General features: G+C 66.1%; 12 protein-coding genes. 4 read left to right on the forward strand and 8 right to left on the reverse strand.

What is annotated here, in order from left to right; genetic code table 11:
* Positions 1-250: 250 nt before the first annotated feature.
* The gene (locus C5689_RS16895) at positions 251-1,828 is read right to left on the reverse strand and encodes a Do family serine endopeptidase (RefSeq protein ID WP_108918411.1); all 1,578 of its coding nucleotides are present in this window, start codon (positions 1,826-1,828) and stop codon (positions 251-253) included.
* 268 nt (positions 1,829-2,096) lie between these two features.
* Here C5689_RS16895 and C5689_RS16900 point away from each other — a divergent pair, with 268 nt between their 5' ends.
* A complete protein-coding gene (locus C5689_RS16900; RefSeq protein WP_108918422.1) occupies positions 2,097-2,513 on the forward strand; it encodes a cupin domain-containing protein in 417 nt (138 codons plus the stop codon).
* A gap of 62 nt (positions 2,514-2,575) precedes the next feature.
* Here C5689_RS16900 and C5689_RS16905 read toward each other — a convergent pair whose 3' ends face one another.
* The gene (locus tag C5689_RS16905; protein WP_108918412.1) at positions 2,576-3,655 is read right to left on the reverse strand and encodes a hypothetical protein; all 1,080 of its coding nucleotides are present in this window, start codon (positions 3,653-3,655) and stop codon (positions 2,576-2,578) included.
* Between the two features lie 237 nt (positions 3,656-3,892).
* Here C5689_RS16905 and corA point away from each other — a divergent pair, with 237 nt between their 5' ends.
* Positions 3,893-4,894 (forward strand): magnesium/cobalt transporter CorA, encoded by a 1,002-nt coding sequence (gene corA, locus C5689_RS16910; protein ID WP_108918413.1) that lies wholly within the window; start codon positions 3,893-3,895, stop codon positions 4,892-4,894.
* A 50-nt stretch (positions 4,895-4,944) separates the two neighbouring features.
* On the opposite strand, the gene grpE is transcribed toward corA, so the two are convergent.
* The 4 genes from grpE to C5689_RS16930 all read right to left on the reverse strand — a co-directional run bounded on the left by grpE (position 4,945) and on the right by C5689_RS16930 (position 10,799).
* Complete coding sequence (grpE, locus tag C5689_RS16915) at positions 4,945-5,550, reverse strand: nucleotide exchange factor GrpE (protein ID WP_167398739.1); 606 nt, start codon at positions 5,548-5,550, stop codon at positions 4,945-4,947.
* 55 nt (positions 5,551-5,605) lie between these two features.
* A complete protein-coding gene (locus tag C5689_RS16920; RefSeq protein WP_108918415.1) occupies positions 5,606-8,440 on the reverse strand; it encodes a [protein-PII] uridylyltransferase in 2,835 nt (944 codons plus the stop codon).
* The gene (gene gshB, locus C5689_RS16925) at positions 8,433-9,389 is read right to left on the reverse strand and encodes a glutathione synthase (RefSeq protein WP_108918423.1); all 957 of its coding nucleotides are present in this window, start codon (positions 9,387-9,389) and stop codon (positions 8,433-8,435) included. Before gshB ends, C5689_RS16920 begins: the two co-directional genes overlap by 8 nt.
* Positions 9,390-9,632: 243 nt before the next feature.
* Positions 9,633-10,799 (reverse strand): penicillin-binding protein activator, encoded by a 1,167-nt coding sequence (locus C5689_RS16930; RefSeq protein WP_108918416.1) that lies wholly within the window; start codon positions 10,797-10,799, stop codon positions 9,633-9,635.
* A 268-nt stretch (positions 10,800-11,067) separates the two neighbouring features.
* On the opposite strand from C5689_RS16930, the gene rsmI reads away from it, so the two are divergent.
* Together rsmI and C5689_RS16940 are read left to right on the forward strand one after the other, a co-directional pair.
* Complete coding sequence (gene rsmI, locus C5689_RS16935; RefSeq protein ID WP_108918424.1) at positions 11,068-11,991, forward strand: 16S rRNA (cytidine(1402)-2'-O)-methyltransferase; 924 nt, start codon at positions 11,068-11,070, stop codon at positions 11,989-11,991.
* 13 nt (positions 11,992-12,004) lie between these two features.
* Positions 12,005-12,379, forward strand: a complete 375-nt coding sequence (locus C5689_RS16940) for a YraN family protein (RefSeq protein WP_108918417.1) — start codon at positions 12,005-12,007, stop codon at positions 12,377-12,379.
* A gap of 94 nt (positions 12,380-12,473) precedes the next feature.
* Here the strand turns inward: C5689_RS16940 and C5689_RS16945 are convergent, their stop codons facing one another.
* Positions 12,474-13,796: a methyl-accepting chemotaxis protein gene (locus C5689_RS16945; RefSeq protein ID WP_108918418.1), complete on the reverse strand. Its 1,323-nt coding sequence runs from the start codon at positions 13,794-13,796 to the stop codon at positions 12,474-12,476.
* Between the two features lie 164 nt (positions 13,797-13,960).
* Positions 13,961-16,297 carry a glycine--tRNA ligase subunit beta gene (gene glyS / locus C5689_RS16950; RefSeq protein WP_108918419.1) on the reverse strand — a complete coding sequence of 779 codons (2,337 nt, stop codon included), beginning with the start codon at positions 16,295-16,297 and terminating at the stop codon, positions 13,961-13,963.
* Positions 16,298-16,431: the final 134 nt, after the last annotated feature.

A 16,431-nucleotide genomic window follows, 5' to 3' on the forward strand; every position in this document is an offset into this window, starting at 1 on the left:
ACGAAACGTCCCCCGCCGCCTTCATTGCGCAGCGCCCGCTACACGGGGGGCGGGCAATACGGGCCCCGCGCAAGAAGCTCTGGGAATCCACCCTCTCCTTTCGGGGGAGGGGCGGACTGCGGAGCAATCCGGGGTGGGGTTCCGCGGCGAAGACTCGTGGCGTCGCCCCCTCCCGAGCGCCTGCGGCTATCGACCTCCTCCCTAGTGGGGGAGGCGGAATTGCCTTTCCGGCGCCTGTCCTCGTTCATCGTCAGGACGCCGGATTGACCGAGAGCGCGACAAAACGTGCCCCTTCCGGCGATTTCACGCGCAGCAGCACGGATTTGCGGCCCTCTTTCTTGGCCGAGTCGATCGCCGCCTGCAGATCGCCACGCGCCTTCAAAGTCTGGCCATTGGCCTCGACGATCACGTCGCCCTGGCGCAGCCCCTTCTGGGCGGCGGCGCCATTGGGGTCGATGCCGACGATGATGAGGCCCTCGCCGCCGCGGCCGCCGCGCACTTCCGCGGCCGGCGCCACTTCTATGCCATAGGCGGCGAGCGCCGCGCCGGGCTCGACGCCGTCGTCTTTGGATTCGGCGGCGGCGGTCTCCTTTTCGCTCGGCAGCTTGCCGAGTTTCAGCTTCACGCTCTTCTCGGCGCCATTGCGCAGGAAGGTGAGCTCAGCGCTCTTGCCGGGGCCGAGCGTCGCGATGCGGCGGGCGAGGTCGCGCGGTCCGTCCACTTTCTGGCCGTCCACGGCGGTGACGACGTCGCCGGCCTTGAGCCCGGCCGCCTCGGCCGGGCCGCCGCGCTGCGGCTGCGCGATCAGCGCGCCCTTGTTGTTTTTGAGCCCCAGGCTCTCGGCGATTTCCGGGGTGATCGGCTGGATGGAGACGCCGATCCAGCCGCGCGCCACCTGACCCTTGTCCTTGAGCGCGGCGATCACATCCTTGGCCACCTCCGAAGGAATGGCGAAGCCGATGCCGACCGAGCCGCCTGAGGGCGAATAGATCGCCGTGTTGACGCCGATCACCTGGCCATGCTCGTCGAAAGAGGGGCCGCCGGAATTGCCGCGGTTCACCGGCGCGTCGATCTGGATGAAGTCGTCATAGGGGCCGGCGCCGATGTCGCGGCCGCGCGCCGAGACGATGCCCGCCGTCACCGTGCCGCCGAGGCCGAAGGGATTGCCGACCGCGATCACCCAATCGCCGATGCGCGGGCTGGAGCTCGCCCAATCGACATGCGGCAGATTATTGCCGTCATTGATCTTCAGCAGAGCGAGATCGGTGCGCTTGTCGGTTCCGACGATCTTGGCCGGCAGCGTGCGGCCGTCGTCGAAAGTGACCTCCACCTGCGTCGCATGTTCGACGACATGGTTGTTGGTGACGACATAGCCGTCGGCGGTGATGACGAAGCCGGAGCCCAGCGCCTGCGTCATATGCTTTTGTCGCCCGCGTCCTCCCGGAGGCTCGCCGAAATGGCGGAAGAAGCGATAGAGCGGATCGTCCGGCGAAAGCTCGGGCGGCATTCCGGGAAAGCCTTCCTCTGGGCCGCCGCCGGCCTCCAGCGCCTTGGTCTTGATCGCGACCACGGCCGGCTTCACCCGCTCGACGACATCGGCGAAGGATTGCGGGCCGACGGCCGCAGCCGCGCTCTGGCTGGTGCTCTGCGTCTGGGTCGCTGGAGCCTGGCCCCAGGCGAAGGTCTGCGCCGGCAGCAGCGTCGCGCCGAGCGAGAGCGCGGCGGCGCCGGACATCAGCGCGAGACGAAACGGGCGCCCTTCCGGGCGACGCCAGCGCGCCGTTCGGGTCGTGGCGAGAACTCGACGAAAAATCACCGGCAAGGTCATCGAACCGTCTCCATCGTCTGCCCCTCGAGCGGGGCCGGGGGCGCGGCGGGGCCTCCGCCTGTCGACGATGAAGATGGCGTTCGCGAGCTTACGCCACAGTGGCCCGCGCATGAAACTTTCGTAAGGCCGCGCGGGGCGCAGCGTGAGCTCGGGCGAACAAAGGCCGCGGGCAAATCGCCCGGGAAGGCGAGGGCGCCCGTCCGTGGGCGGCGCGCTGGGCGGCGCGGCACAATTCGGCGGGTCTCAATCGCGAGACGGGAGGATGAAAATGCCGAATTTCGCTTTCGACGACAGCAACATCGAGTGGCGGAGGCTCGAGGGGGTGGATCACCTCTGGCTGTCCGTGCGCGACATAGACGACGAGGCGGGGATCGTCCATGTGCTCTACAAATTCGCCGCCAACGAGAAAATCCTGCTGCATCGTCACAAGACGGTCAACAAGACCTTCGTGATCCAGGGCGAGCATCGCCTCTATCACGCCGACGGCGAACTAAAGGAGATGCGGCCCGTGGGCAGCTACAAGGTCAGCCCGCCTTCGGAGGACCCGCATCGCGAAGGCGGCGGCGATCAGGACGTGATCGTGTTCTTCACCATCTATGGCAAGGGCCTGCTCTACGAGATTTTGGACGATGCGCAGAATGTCGTCGCGCCGCTCACCGTGGAGGATTTTCGCGCGCTATTGTGAGGGGCGACAAGGTTCGAGCGACGGCGCGCGTTTCGCGCCGTCGCGCCGGGCGGGGAAGACGCTCAGACGAGATCGAGACGCAGGCCGCACATTCCGAGCATGATGGCGAGAGCGAGAAGCGCGGCCGCCGCCGCGACGCCGAACATCGCTCTATTCGCCCATCGCTCCGGCAGATTATGGCCGATCATCGCCATCCTCAGGCCGGCGCCCATATGCGCGACGACGAAGAAGACTCCCAGCGCATAATGCGGAATGAGGCGATTGCTCCAGCCGCTCTCGATCAGGCCGCCCCACGCCTCGCTGGTCGCGAAGGACCAATCCGTCACGATCGGCGGATTGGACCAGCTGCGAGCGTAGACGAACACCGAATTCATATGGCCGAGGATGAAGAAGGCCAGATAGACGCCCGCCGCGATCTGGAAAATCCTGAATGGATCGGCGCTCGCACGCAAATGACGCGCGGCGAGAAACGATCCGCTCGCGACTTGAAACAGCAATGCTGCGACGAGCAGCGGCTCGACGAGAGCGGAGCCGTAAATGGCGTGAACGCTCTTCATCAGGCTGCGATGCGCATCCGGCCCGATCAATCCCGCGAGATGATTGACGAGATGAAAGCCGAGGAACACAGCGAGTATGGCGATCGCGGCGACGCCGTGAGCGACGCGTAACGTCGCCGGCGCCGCGGCGGCGGAGGCGATCGGATAGGGCCGGTCCGGGCTCGCGACGACGGCGACGATGAGAAGCGCCCAAAGCAGCGCAAAGGCCCATTCGTCGGGCAGCGGGCTGTTCGTCATGAAATCGACGACGCCGAGGAAAGTGTAGATCGCCGGCGCGGCGACGACGAGCAGGGCGACGAGCTCGGCGCGTCGTTCCGCCACAGTCGGCGCTGTGACGCGCGCCAGACGGAATGACGCGAGCAAGCCGATCAATGGGATGGCGAAGGCCAGCGCCAAGAAGAGGGCGGCGCCGAGCCAGAAGATGAGATGCGTTGGTCTCGACGGCTCGACGATCTCGGCTGCGGCTATATTGAACGCCCGCAGCGTCCAAGGATAAGCGATCGCCGCCAAAGGCGCTGCGATCAAGGTGAATTTTCGTGAAACGCCGACGCGATCCGGCGTTATGCCTTGCGCTTCTATCGTCATATTTTTGGCCTCCCGATCAATGGTCCGCCCCGCATCGGCGGTTCATAGAGCTTCAATATTCGTGGCGTCACGGCGATTGCCGCCGCGAGGATGCGTCGGCGTTCGATCGCGCATCGAAAATTCAGATCGTCTGCGCTCAGCCTAATCAGCCGCGGCCGAGCTGTCACGCTCTATCGATAAGTCGTTTATTGATACGACCTCATTATGATGCTTCGGATCGCCCTATGGAGTGGGACTATGAACGATGGATCGCCGAGCGTCGGGCGTGAGCCCGGCGTCGTCGCAGCCGCCGTCTATGCGGATGGCCGCCGGCTTCAGGACATAGCGATAGAGGAAGCCGGCGACTTCGCCGCGCGTCCCGGCCATGTCGTGTGGATCGGCCTCTATGAGCCGTCCTTCGAGCTGCTCGCGCGCGTGCAGCGGCAATTCGATCTGCATCCTCTGGCGATAGAGGACGCCGGCAAGGCGCATCAATATCCCAAGCTCGAGCAATATGGCGACGGTCTGTTCATCGTCGCGCGCACCGCGCAGATGGAGAATGGCCGCATCGCCTTCGGCGAGACGCATCTCTTCGTCGGCAAGGGCTATGTGCTGTCGATCCGCCACGGCGCCTCCAGCTCCTACGCGCATGTGCGCGAGCGTTGCGAGGCGGCGCCGCATGGGCTCTCCGAGGGCGAGGATTACATCGTCTACGCCATACTCGATTTCATCGTGGACAATTACTTTCCCGTGCTGGCGACGATCAATGCGGAAGTCGAAGCGATAGAGGATCACATTCTCGCGCGATCGCCGGACCAGGCCCATGTCGATCGGCTCTATGCGCTGCGCCGCGATCTCTTGCGGCTCGGCAATGCGGTCGCGCCGCTGGTCGATGTCTGCCAACGCTTGGAGCATACGGAGGTCATGGCGATCGACGCCGCCATGCGTCCGCATTTTCGCGATGTGACCGACCATATTCTGCGCGTGCGCGAGCAGATCGCCACTTTGCGCGAGGTGCTGGCCTTCGCCTTCGAGGCGAGCCTGATGAACGGCCAGATGCAGCAGACACATATCACGCGGCGTCTCGCCGCCTGGGCCGCCATTCTCGCCGTGCCGACCGCGATCGCCGGCATTTATGGAATGAATTTCGAGCATATGCCGGAGCTGAAATGGCGCTACGGCTATTTCCTCATTCTCGGCGCGACGGCGGCGATCTGCGCGACGCTCTACTGGCGCTTTCGCCGCAATGATTGGCTGTGACGCGCGGCGTCATCGACGTCGCGCGCGGCCACTCTCGAAAAAAGCGCCGATCAGGCCTTCGGCCCGCCGCGCGCGACGCCGACCTTGGCCGGGCGCAGCACGCGCTCGCCGATCGTATAGCCGGGCTCGACCACTTGCGCGACCGTGCCATTGGGCACGCTCTCGTCCGGTATCTCGAACAGCGCCTCGTGCTGATTGGGGTCGAAGCGCTGGCCCTGCGCCTCGATCTTCTTGACCCCGAAACGGGCGAGGCGGGAGACGAAATCGCGCTCGGTGAGCTCGACGCCCTCGATCAGCGTGCGAATATTCTGCTCGAGGCCTTCGCGCGATTGTTCCGGCACGCTGTCGACGGCGCGGCGCAGATTATCGGCGAAGGTCAGCATCTCGCGGGCGAAATTGGCCACCCCATAGGTCTTGGCGTCGGCGATCTCCTTTTCGGTCCGCCGCCGCATATTCTCCATATCGGCGAGCGTGCGCAGCAGCTTGTCCTTCAAGCCCGCGACCTCGGCGTGGAGATTCTCGAGCTCCGTGAAAGGCTCGGGCTCGGCGATGTCCGATTCCGCCCCCGGCTGCGCCAGGGCGGAGGCGTCGTCGCTCGCCTGCGCCTGACGGGCGCGGGCCTCTTCCTGGGTGTCCTTTTTCTTATCGTCGCTCATGATCTCTTCCATTGGCGATGAAACGCCCCCGATATCAGTGCGGGAGCGCGCAAAATCAAGTCGGGGCCGCGCCCGCGCCCCCGCCGGGGGCCTTCCGCGCCCGCAGCGCGAAGACGTCCAGCAATTGGCGCTTTATCGCCGCCTGACGCGAAGGCGAGACGATTTTCCCGCCGGTCAGATCGGTCACATAGAAGGCGTCCACGGCCCGCTCGCCGAAGGTGACGATATGAGCGGAGCCGATATTGAGATTGAGATTGGATATGGCGTTGGTCAGATCGAAGAGCAGGCCGACGCGGTCGAGGCCGGAGACCTCGATGACGGTCGCCATATTGGCGAAACTATTGTCGATGACGACGCCGGGCGCGATGTCGAAGGCCGTGGTCGCGCCGCGCTGCGCGCTGCGCGCCGCCACCGCCTCGGAAATGGCGATCTCGCCGCGCAGCGCTTTCTCTATGTATTCGGCGACGCGGCGCGCGCGGCGCAATTCGTCGTCGTCGAGCGGAAAGGCGCGCGAGAAGAAGATGGTGTCGAGCGCGAGCCCGTCCGCCGTGGTGAAAATATGCGCGTCGACGATATTGGCGCCGCTCGCCGCGCAGGCGCCGGCGATGATCGACAGCAGGCGCCGATGATCCTGCGCGACGACGGTGAGCTCCACCGCGCCGCTCTTGGTGTCGAGATCGACAGTGGTGACGAGCGGCGTCTTCGTATCGCTGAGATCGCGCAAGAGCCGGGCGTGGCGGATCTTGCGGGAGAGATCGGCCTTCAGCCAATAGGCGGAATAATGACGCTGCGCATAGGCGGCGAAATCGGTGTCGCTCCAATCTGCGAGCGCGGCGCGCAGCTCCTCCTTCGCATGGGCGACGCGGCTCTTGCGATCGGCCGCCGAATGGCCGCCGCCGAGCACGACTTCCGTCTCCCAATAGAGCACATTGAGCAGCTGCGCCTTCCAGGCGTCGAGCACGCCGGGGCCGACCGCGTCTATGTCGCACATGGTCAGCACGAGCAGCATTTTCAGCCGCTCCATCGTCTGCACGATGGCCGCGAAATTCTCGATGGTGCGGCGGTCGGAGAGATCGCGGCTCTGCGCTATGCTGGACATCAAGAGATGATGCTGCACCAGCCAGGCGACCGTATCCGTCTCGCCGGGATCGAAACCGAGCCGCGGACACAGCGAATGCGCTATCTCCGCGCCGGCCTGCGAGTGATCCTCCTTGCGGCCTTTGGCGATATCGTGCAGCAGCAGGCCGAGATAGAGCGTCTTGCGATTGGAGATGGTCGGCAGAATATCGTTGGCGAGCGCGGCCTGTTTCGGCCCGCGGCCGGATTCGAGCGCCGCCAGCGCGCCCACTGCGCGCAATAGATGCTCATCGACCGTGTAGTGATGATACATGTTGAATTGCATCATCGCGACGATGCGGCCGAATTCGGGGATGAAGCGCCCGAGCACGCCGGTCTCGTTCATGCGCCGCAGCACGGTCTCTGTCGTATTGTGCGACAGCAGAATATCGAGAAACAGGCGGTTGGCCTCTTTGCTCGCGCGCAGATCGGAATCGATCAGCCGCAGCGAGCGCGTGATGGCGCGCACGGCGTCAGGATGGATCGCGAGCCCATAGCGGTCGGCGGTCCAGAACAGGCGAATGATATTCACCGGATCGCGGCGGAACACGTCTTCGGCCGCGACATTGACGCGGTCGTGCTCGACGATGAAATCATCCGACGGCATTTTGCGCGAGCGCCGGCGAAGCCGGCCGAGCACGCGGTCCAGCATGGCCGGCGGCTTGGCCTCGCGCGCCTCCAGCGCCGCGCAGACGATGGCGGTGAGATCGCCGACATCCTTGGCGACGAGGAAGTAATGCTTCATGAAGCGCTCGGTGCGCGAGAGACCGGCGCGATCGTGATAGCCGAATTTCGCCGCGAGCATGGGCTGCAGATCGAAGGAGAGGCGCTCCTCGGCGCGGCCGGTCGAAAAATGCAGCTGGCAGCGCACGCGCCACAGAAATTCCTCGCAGCGCTGAAACAGCGTCAGCTCGCTGCGCGTGAAGAGGCCGGCGGCGACGAGCTCCTCCGGTTCGCGCACGCGATAGACATATTTGGCGATCCAGAACAGCGTATGCAGATCGCGCAGGCCGCCCTTGCCCTCTTTGACATTGGGCTCGACGAGATAGCGCGACGTGCCCGCGCGCGAGACGCGCTGGTCGCGCTCGGCGAGCTTGGCGGCGACGAAGTCGCGCGCGTCGACGCGCATGATCTCGCGATCGAAGCTGTTCAGCAATTCGTGAAACAGCTCGACATTGCCGAGGATGAAGCGCGCCTCGAGAATGGTCGTGCGTATGGTGACGTCGGCGCGCGCCTGGCGCAGGCATTCGGCGACGGAGCGGCTCGCGTGACCGACCTTCTGGCGCAGATCCCACAGCATGTAGAGGATCGCCTCGACGACGCTCTCGCCCCAGGGCGTCTGCTTATAGGGAAGCAGGAACAGAAGATCGATGTCGGAGCCGGGCGCCAGAGTGCCGCGCCCATAGCCGCCGACGGCGACGATGGTCAGCCGCTCGCCGAAGGTCGGATTGTCGGCGACATAGACGAAACGCACGACATAATCATAGATCGCGCCGATGATCTCGTCCTCGAGATCGGAGAGATAGCGCGCGCAGACGAGGCCCTTGCCGCCGGATTCGAGATAGGCGCGCGCGATTTCGTGGCTCTCGGCGAGGGCGCTGCGCAAAATCTCGACCACCGCCGCGCGCGGCTCGCCGGGCTTGGCGGTTCTGCTCACGGCGGCGATTTTTTCGCCGAGCGTCGCGCGCACGCCGTCTGCGCTCGGCGCCTCGCTCCGTGCAGGCGGCCGCGGCTCTTCCCGCGCGCGCAGCGCGGCCTTGCGCGCGTCAGCCATTCGCGCGCAGCCTCGCGAGCTTGGCCTCGATCGCGTCGAAGATCGGCGCGGCGAGGTCGGGGCCGCCGAGCCGGGAGAGGGCGCGCAGGCCCGTCGGCGAGGTGACGTTGATCTCGGTCAGATTGCCGTCGATGACGTCTATGCCGACGAAGAGCAGGCCGCGCGCGCGCAGCGCCGGGCCGAGCCGCGCGCAGATTTCGCGCTCGCGCTCGGTCAGCGCCGTCGAGGCCGCCGCGCCGCCGCGCACCATATTGGAACGAATGTCGTTCTCCGCCGGAATGCGGTTCACCGCGCCGAGCGGCTCGCCGTCGACGAGCAATATGCGCTTGTCGCCCTGGCTCACCGCGGGGAGAAAGCGCTGCGCCACCCAGGGCTCGCGGAAGGTCGTGGAAAAGAGATCGAAGAGCGAGCCGAAATTGGGATCGACCGGCGCCACTTTGAACACGCCGGCGCCGCCATGGCCGTAGAGCGGCTTCATGACGATGTCGCCATGCTCGGCGCGGAAGGCCTCGATCGCCGCCCGGTCGCGCGTCAGCAGCGTCGGCGGCATCAGATCGGCGAATTCCATGACGAAGAGCTTTTCCGGCGCATTGCGCACGGCGGCGGGATCATTGACGACGAGCGTCCTCGATTGGATCTTCTCGAGGAAATGCGTCGAGGTGATATAGGCGAGGTCGAAAGGCGGGTCCTGGCGCAGCAGCACGACATCGACGCCGGCGAGATCGAGCACGCGCTCCTCGCCGAGCTCATAATAGCGCGCGGAATCGTCGAAGACGGAAATCTCGCGCGCCGGCGCGCTCAGCCGCCCGGCGCCGAGCGAGAGTCTGTCGGGCGTGTAATGCCACAGGCGATGGCCGCGCCTCTGCGCCTCGAGCATCAGCGCGAAGGTCGAATCGCCGGCGAAATTGATTTTTTCGAGAGGGTCCATCTGGACCGCGACGTCGATCATGTTCGCCATGTCTCTTTCGTGGCGCAGCCCGTCCCCGGCGGACCGCCCCAGAGGAAGTAACGCGTTTCGCCCCGGGGCGAAAGCGCTTCCTCATGTCTGGAGCGGGGCGGGGCGGCGCATTCGCATCCACCCTCCCGTTGAGGGGAGGGTCGGCCGGCGAAGCCGGACGGGGTGGGGTCTACGAGAAAGACCCGGAGGACATGCTCGTTCAGCAGATTCTTCGGAGGCGTCCCGATGAGGGAATCACGCCCCATTGCCGGTGAAGGTGCGCGGCGCCGGCGACAGCACTTTGGCGGCGCCGCCGGAAATCTCCAGCACCGACAGGCCGCGCTCGTTCATGCCGTCCGCCTTGAAGCGGAACACGCCATCGGCGCCGTTGAAGCCCGACGGATTGAGCAGCACATTCTCCGAATAGCGCTGCGAGCCCTGGCTGCGCGACAGCGCGATGGCCAGCGACACGGCGTCATAGGCGAGCGTCGCTATGCGCGCAGGATCGCTGTTGAATTTGGCCCGATAGCGCTGCGCCAGCGCATTGAAGCCGGCGTTCTCCGGCGCGACGAACCAGGCGCCCTGCAGCGCCGGCAGCTTCAGCACGCGGGCGTCGTTCCAAAGGCCGGTGCCGAGCACCTGAATGCGCTTGGTGTCGATATGCGCCGCTTGCAATTCCTGCGAGACGGCGCCCATGGCCTCGGCCTGCTCCGGGATGAACAGCGCGTCGATCTGCTCGGCCGCCTGGGCGATGCGCTGCACAGAGGGCTGCGCGGCGCCCGGCTTGTAGCGCTCGATCGTCAGCACGCGCATTCCATGATTGGCGGCGCTCTGCTGGAACTGGGCGAGCGCCACAGTGCCGTAATCATTGTCGGGCACGAGCGCGGCGATCGATTTCTTGCCGCGCTGCGCGGCGAAATCGACGATGCGCTCGACATAGCCTTCGACCAGGAAGGACAGAAGGTAGACGCCCTTGCCGGCCACCGAGGAATCGGTCGAAAAAGCGATGATCGGCTTGCCGGCGCCCTGCGCCACGCGCGCCGCCTCCTTCACGCCGCTGGCGAACACCGGGCCGATGACGATTTCCGCGCCCTCATTGATGGCGCTCTGCGTCGCCTGAGCGGCGCCGGCGGCCGTAGAATGATCGTCCTTGACCAGAATGGTCACGTCATTGGCGCCGCTGTCGGCATAGGCGAGCTTGGCGGCGTTCAGCAGCGAGGCGCCCACCTGGCTCGGACCGGAGGCCATGGAGAGCGGCACGATCAGCGCGATGCGCGTCGCGCCGCTGCCGATCTGATCGCCCTCGCTGAGCTGGCCCACCTCCACCTTGCCGAGCGGCGCCGAGAGCCGCAGCTCGGGCGCGCCCGGAACGCCGGGGCCGGCCGTCGGATTACAGGCGCCGAGCAGGGCCGCCGCAGCCAAGGCGCAGAAAAGGCGCGCCGGCGCCGCTGCGCCGCCTCGCCGAAACCTGTCCTGCCTACCCGTGACCAATGGAAGCCTCCCGCTCGAACGGCACGATGAAATCGCCGTCTTATACGCGATTGCGGAAAGCGCACGGCAACCCCTAAATTGAAATAAAATCGAATTTTGCGGGGAAATTGCGGCCTTGAACGCGTTGGTCATGTTCTGTAAAAAGAACGTGCGGGCGTTTCATCGAACGGCCGTATCGGCGGAGATCGGGCGGATGGCCATGAGCGAGGATAAAGTGACGGCGACGGCGGCCTATACCGCTTTCGGTCTGCGGGCGGAGGCGGAGAAGATCGCGGCGGGACTGCATCTCGTGGCGACGCCGATCGGCAATCTGAAGGATATCTCTTTCCGCGCTCTGTCGACTCTGGCGGCGGCCGACGCCGTGGTGGCGGAAGATACGCGCGTCACCAAGACCTTGCTCGCCCATTACGGAATCTCGACGCCGCTCGTCGCCTATCACGAGCACAACGCCCATGTGATGCGGCCCCATCTGATCGCGCGGCTGGAGGCGGGGGCGGCGCTGGCCCTCGTCTCGGACGCCGGCACGCCGCTGGTCTCGGACCCGGGCTTCAAGCTCGTCGCCGAGGCTCTGGAAAAGGGAATCAAGGTCACTTCCGTTCCCGGCCCTTCGGCCGTGCTGGCGGCGCTGGTCGTCGCCGGCCTGCCGACGGACCGCTTTTTCTTCGAGGGCTTTCTGCCGCACAAGGGCGGGCCGCGGCGCGCGCGCCTCGCCGAGCTGGCGCGCATTCCCGGCACTCTGGTGTTTTTCGAATCGCCAAAGCGCGTCGCCGAGACGCTGGAGGACGCCACCGCCGTGCTCGGCCCGCGCGACGCCGCCATCGCCCGCGAGCTGACGAAGCTCTACGAATCGGTGCGTCGCGGCAGGCTCGACCAGCTCGCCGCCGCTCTGCGCGAGGAGGAGCCGCCGCGCGGCGAGATCGTCGTGCTGATCGCCCCGCCCGGCGTGGACGCCGAGGCGGCGAGCGAGGCCGAGCTCGACGCCAAGCTCGAGGAGGCGCTCGCCGCCCATTCGTTGAAGGACGCGGCCAGCGTCGTCTCCGCCTCCACCGGCCGGCCGCGCCGCGAAGTCTATGCGCGGGCGATAAAGCTCGCCGCCGAGCGCGAGAGCGAGACGCGCGAGTGAGCGAGAGCCGAAAGTGAGCGAGACAGAAGAACGGCGCGCGCGCCATCGCGGCGGGCTGCGCGCCGAGACGATCGCGGCGCTGTGGCTGCGCGCCAAATTCTACGCCATCCTCGATCGCCGCTATCATATTCGCGGCGGCGAGATCGACATTGTCGCGCGGCGCGGGCGGACCATCGCCTTCGTGGAAGTGAAGGCGCGCGCCAGCCTCGAAGAGGCGATGATCTCGATCACCGAGGAGAAACGCCGGCGCATTTCCCGTGCGGCGTCGAAATGGCTGGCGTCAAATCCATGGGCCGCGGATCATGTGCTGCGGGGGGACGCGATCTTTATCGCGCCGAAGCGCCTGCCGCTGCATATGGAAGCGGCGATGGAGTTGGATCTGGGGTGACGAAAAAGGCGAAGCATTGAAGCCGCGCGCGCTCTCCTTCTCCCACTTTGTGGGAGAAGGAGAGCGCGAACCTTTTTATCTCGTGCGGACTGTCTCAGCTCGCCAGGCTCTGCGCCAGCTCTTCCGTATGCGCCTGGGTGCGGCGGGCCATATGGTCGATCTCGCGCGCCAGAGTGACGATCGATTCGGCGCCGGCGCCTGTCATCGCCATAGCGCTCGCCACTTGCGCCACATGCTGCGACATGGCCGAGGCGCTGTCGGCGGCCGAGCGCACGCTGCGGGTGATGTCCTTGGTGGCGGCGTCCTGCTCATGCACCGCCGAGGTGATGATCGCCGAAATATGCTCCACCTCGGCGATCTTGTTCTTGATCTTGTCGATCGAGGACACGGAGAGATTGGTCGCCGCCTGAATTTCGGAGATCTGATCGGCGATTTCCTGCGTCGCCTTGCCGGTCTGGGTGGCCAGACTCTTGACCTCCTGCGCCACCACGGCGAAGCCGCGGCCCGCCTCGCCGGCGCGCGCCGCCTCTATGGTGGCGTTGAGCGCCAGAAGATTGGTCTGCGCGGCGATGCGCGAGATGAGGCTCACCACATCGCCGACGCGATTGGCGGCGGCCGAAAGCCGCAGCATCTCGGCGCTGGAGCCGTTGGTCTCCTGCACGGCCTGGCGCACCACAGTGGTCGATTCCACCGCCTGGCGGCTGATCTCGCCGATCGCCTCCAGCAATTGCTCCGAGGCGGTGGCGACGGAGGCGACGTCGGCGGCCGCCTGCAGCGAGGCGGTGCGGGCGAAATCCGTATCCTCGCGGGCGCGACGCTCCTGCACGATCATCTCCTCCGATGCGCCGGCCATTTTCTTGGTCAGCTCGCCGAGCGCCGCGGTCGTCGCCGAAAGGTCATGCGAATAATGCTCGACCTGATCGCGAATGGCGGCCTCGCGGCGCAGCCGCTCCTCGCGATCGTCGCGGGCGCGGATTTCTGCGGCCATCTCGTTGTTGGCGCGCATCGCGTCGCGCAGCACGATCAGCGCCTTGGAAATCGCGCCGATCTCATCGCCGCGCTCGGCGCCCCGCACCACGATCGTCGTGTCGCCGGCCGCGAGATCGGCCATTTGCCGCGCGATCGTCTTGATCGGCGAGGCAACGGTGCGATGAATGGTCGGGATCGAGACCCCCACCACCAGAAAAGCGGCCGCCAGCGTGCCGAGCAGCAGCTCGAGAGAGAGCGTCGCCGCCGCCTGATTCGCGGTGACGGCGAATTGCGCCGCCTGCGCCGCATTGGCGGGATCCGCCGCGGCGGCGGTCAGATCGCGGACATTGGCGACCGACACATAGGCGGTCGCGCCCATGATCAGCAGCAGAGCCAGAAAAAGGAACTGTCTGAGCGCGAGGCCGGCGCCGATCGAGGTGAACCGCATTTGAAAACGTATCCTGTTTGTTCCCGCTTTCACAGTTATACGTAATTTACCTCGATCTCGTTCAAGCAGAGTTAACGTGTCTGGAGTCGTTCGAAATCGTGCTTCATCGCAGGATGGCGCGCCATTGCGAGCGAAGCGTCGTCGCTTCGCTCGCTGTCGGCGGCTCACGCCACCTTCGAGAAATCCGCCACCTGCAGCATGGCCTCGCGCAGCTCGGCCAGCAGGCGCAGACGGTTGAGGCGCACTTTCGGATCGTCGCAATTCACCGTCACCGCCTCGAAGAAATCATCGACCGGCTCGCGCAGCTTGGACAGCGCCTGCATGGCGCTCTCGAAATTCTCCTTGTCGAGCCGCTCGGACGTCTCCTCCCGCGCGCGCTTGATCGCGGCGGCGAGCTTGTGCTCGGGGAGCTCCATGCGCAGATTGGGATGGTGCGGCTCCTCATAGGCGCCGGCGCCGTCCTTCTTCTCCTCGATCTTGAGAATATTGGCGGCGCGGCGGAAGCCGGCGAGCAGATTCTTGCCGTCGTCGGTGTCGAGGAATTTGCCCAGAGCCTCGACCTTGCGCGTGATGGTGAGCAGATCGTCCGGCATTTGCGCGCTCCCTTCTCGAGACTGCGCCGAGGCCGAGGCCCCGAGCGCCGCATCGATGAGGTCATATCGTGCGCCGCGATCGCGAAGGTAGACCTTCAGGCGGTCGATGAAGAAGGCGAGAAGATCGGCCGCATTGGCGGCCAGCAGAGGCGGCAGCGTCTCGCGCAAGAAAATCTCGGCGGCGGGCGAGGGCGCCTCGGCGCCCGCCTCTCGGCCGACGGCGTGAAGCTGCTTCTCTATGTCGCGGCGCAGATGCGCCTCGGCGTCGGCCGAGAGGGTCGTGGCGCCATTGGGCGAGAGGTCGGAGGCAACGCGATTGACCTCGCTCGTCACCAGCTCGCGCAGCGGCGTGCGCGCCGCGCACCAGATCGGCCATTGCGCGGCGGCGAAGGCGTCGCGCAGCGGCAGCCGCAGCTCATTCTCGAGCGCGAGGCGGATGACGCCCAGCGCCGCGCGGCGTAGCGCATAAGGGTCTTTGCTGCCCGTCGGCTTCTCGTCGATCGCCCAAAAGCCGACCAGAGTGTCGAGCTTGTCGGCCAGCGCCACGGCGATGGACACCGGGCTGGTCGGAATGCGATCCGCCGGCCCCTGCGGCTTGTAATGCTCCTCGAGCGCGGCGGCGACCTCGGCGTCCTCGCCCTGCGCCGCCGCATAATAGCGGCCCATCAGGCCTTGCAGTTCGGGGAACTCGCCGACCATTTCGGTGACGAGATCGGCTTTTGCCAAAGCCGCCGCACGCATCGCCTTATTGGCGTTCGCGCCGACAGGGTGCGCCAGTTCTCCGGCAAGCGCCGCAATTCGCTTCACGCGCTCGCCTTGCGTCCCCAGCTTCTCGTGGAAGACGATATTGTCGAGTTTGGGCAGGCGCTGCTCGAGCTTCGTCTTCAGATCGGTCTCATAGAAGAATTTGGCGTCCGACAGACGCGCGGCGATGACGCGCTGATTGCCGCCGACGATCGTCTCGCCGCCGTCGCTCGCCTCTATGTTCGAGACGAGGACGAAGCGATTGGCGAGGCCGCCGTCCGGGCGCTTCAGCACGAAGCATTTCTGATTGACGCGAATGGTCGCGCGAATGACCTCCGGCGGAATGGAGAGAAAGCTCTCGTCGAAAGCGCCCATCAGCGTTACCGGCCATTCGACGAGGCCGGCGACCTCCTCGAGCAGCGCGGCGTCCTCGACCAGCTCCAGCCCCAGCGCCATAGCGAGATTGCGCGCGTCATGCAGCACGATGTCGCGCCGGCGCGCGGCGTCGAGCACGACCTTCGCCTTCTCGAGCGCGGGCACGTAATCGTCGAAGCGCTTCACCGCGAAAGGCGCCGGCGCCATGAAGCGATGGCCGTGGGAGACATCGCCGCTCTCTATGCCATCGACAGAGAAGCGCACCACATCCGGCGTCTCCATCTCCGTGCCGAAAGTGGCGAGAATGGATTGCAGCGGCCGCACCCAGCGCAGCGCATCGAGCCGCGTCGAGGCCTTGCCCCAGCGCATGGATTTCGGCCAGGGGAAGCTCTTGACGATCCCCGGCAGAATTTCCGCCAGCACCTCTATCGTCTCGCGCCCGGCGCGCTCGATGACGGCGACATAGAACTCGCCCTTTTTGGCGTCCTTCTCGATTTTCGCCTCGTCGATCGAGGCGAGGCCGGCGCTCTTCAGAAAGCCCTGAATGGCGGCCTCGGGCGCGCCGACGCGCGGACCCTTTTTCTCCTCGCGCGTATCCGGCTGGCGGCCGGGCAGGCCGGCGATATGCAGCGCCAGCCGGCGCGGCGTCGCATGGGCGGCCGCGCCCTCATAGGTCAGCCCCTTGTCTGCGAGCGCGCCGCAGACCAGCCGCTGCAGATCATCGGTCGCCTGACGCTGCATGCGGGCGGGGATTTCTTCGCTGAAGAGTTCGAGGAGAAGGTCGGGCATGTGGAGTTTTTGCCTTCGGTGGTTCCTTTGCCCCCTCCCTCACCCTCCCCCGCTTCGCGGGAGAGGGGGCGGCGGGCGTCGCGCGAAATTTCGATGAAGCGCCGAATCTTCTCCCTCGCCCGCGCGAGCGGGGG

The sequence above is a fragment of the Methylosinus sporium genome, from assembly GCF_003113265.1.
Taxonomy (GTDB): Bacteria; Pseudomonadota; Alphaproteobacteria; order Rhizobiales; family Beijerinckiaceae; genus Methylosinus; species Methylosinus sporium.

Excerpts from the sequence above, each read along its gene's own strand:
- C5689_RS16895 (WP_108918411.1), bottom strand. The coding sequence starts at position 1,828 with ATGACCTTGCCGGTGATTTTTCGTCGAGTTCTCGCCACGACCCGAACG.
- C5689_RS16900 (WP_108918422.1), top strand. The coding sequence starts at position 2,097 with ATGCCGAATTTCGCTTTCGACGACAGCAACATCGAGTGGCGGAGGCTC.
- C5689_RS16905 (WP_108918412.1), bottom strand. The coding sequence starts at position 3,655 with ATGACGATAGAAGCGCAAGGCATAACGCCGGATCGCGTCGGCGTTTCA.
- corA (WP_108918413.1), top strand. The coding sequence starts at position 3,893 with ATGAACGATGGATCGCCGAGCGTCGGGCGTGAGCCCGGCGTCGTCGCA.
- grpE (WP_167398739.1), bottom strand. The coding sequence starts at position 5,550 with ATGAGCGACGATAAGAAAAAGGACACCCAGGAAGAGGCCCGCGCCCGT.
- C5689_RS16920 (WP_108918415.1), bottom strand. The coding sequence starts at position 8,440 with ATGGCTGACGCGCGCAAGGCCGCGCTGCGCGCGCGGGAAGAGCCGCGG.
- gshB (WP_108918423.1), bottom strand. The coding sequence starts at position 9,389 with ATGATCGACGTCGCGGTCCAGATGGACCCTCTCGAAAAAATCAATTTC.
- rsmI (WP_108918424.1), top strand. The coding sequence starts at position 11,068 with ATGAGCGAGGATAAAGTGACGGCGACGGCGGCCTATACCGCTTTCGGT.
- C5689_RS16945 (WP_108918418.1), bottom strand. The coding sequence starts at position 13,796 with ATGCGGTTCACCTCGATCGGCGCCGGCCTCGCGCTCAGACAGTTCCTT.
- glyS (WP_108918419.1), bottom strand. The coding sequence starts at position 16,297 with ATGCCCGACCTTCTCCTCGAACTCTTCAGCGAAGAAATCCCCGCCCGC.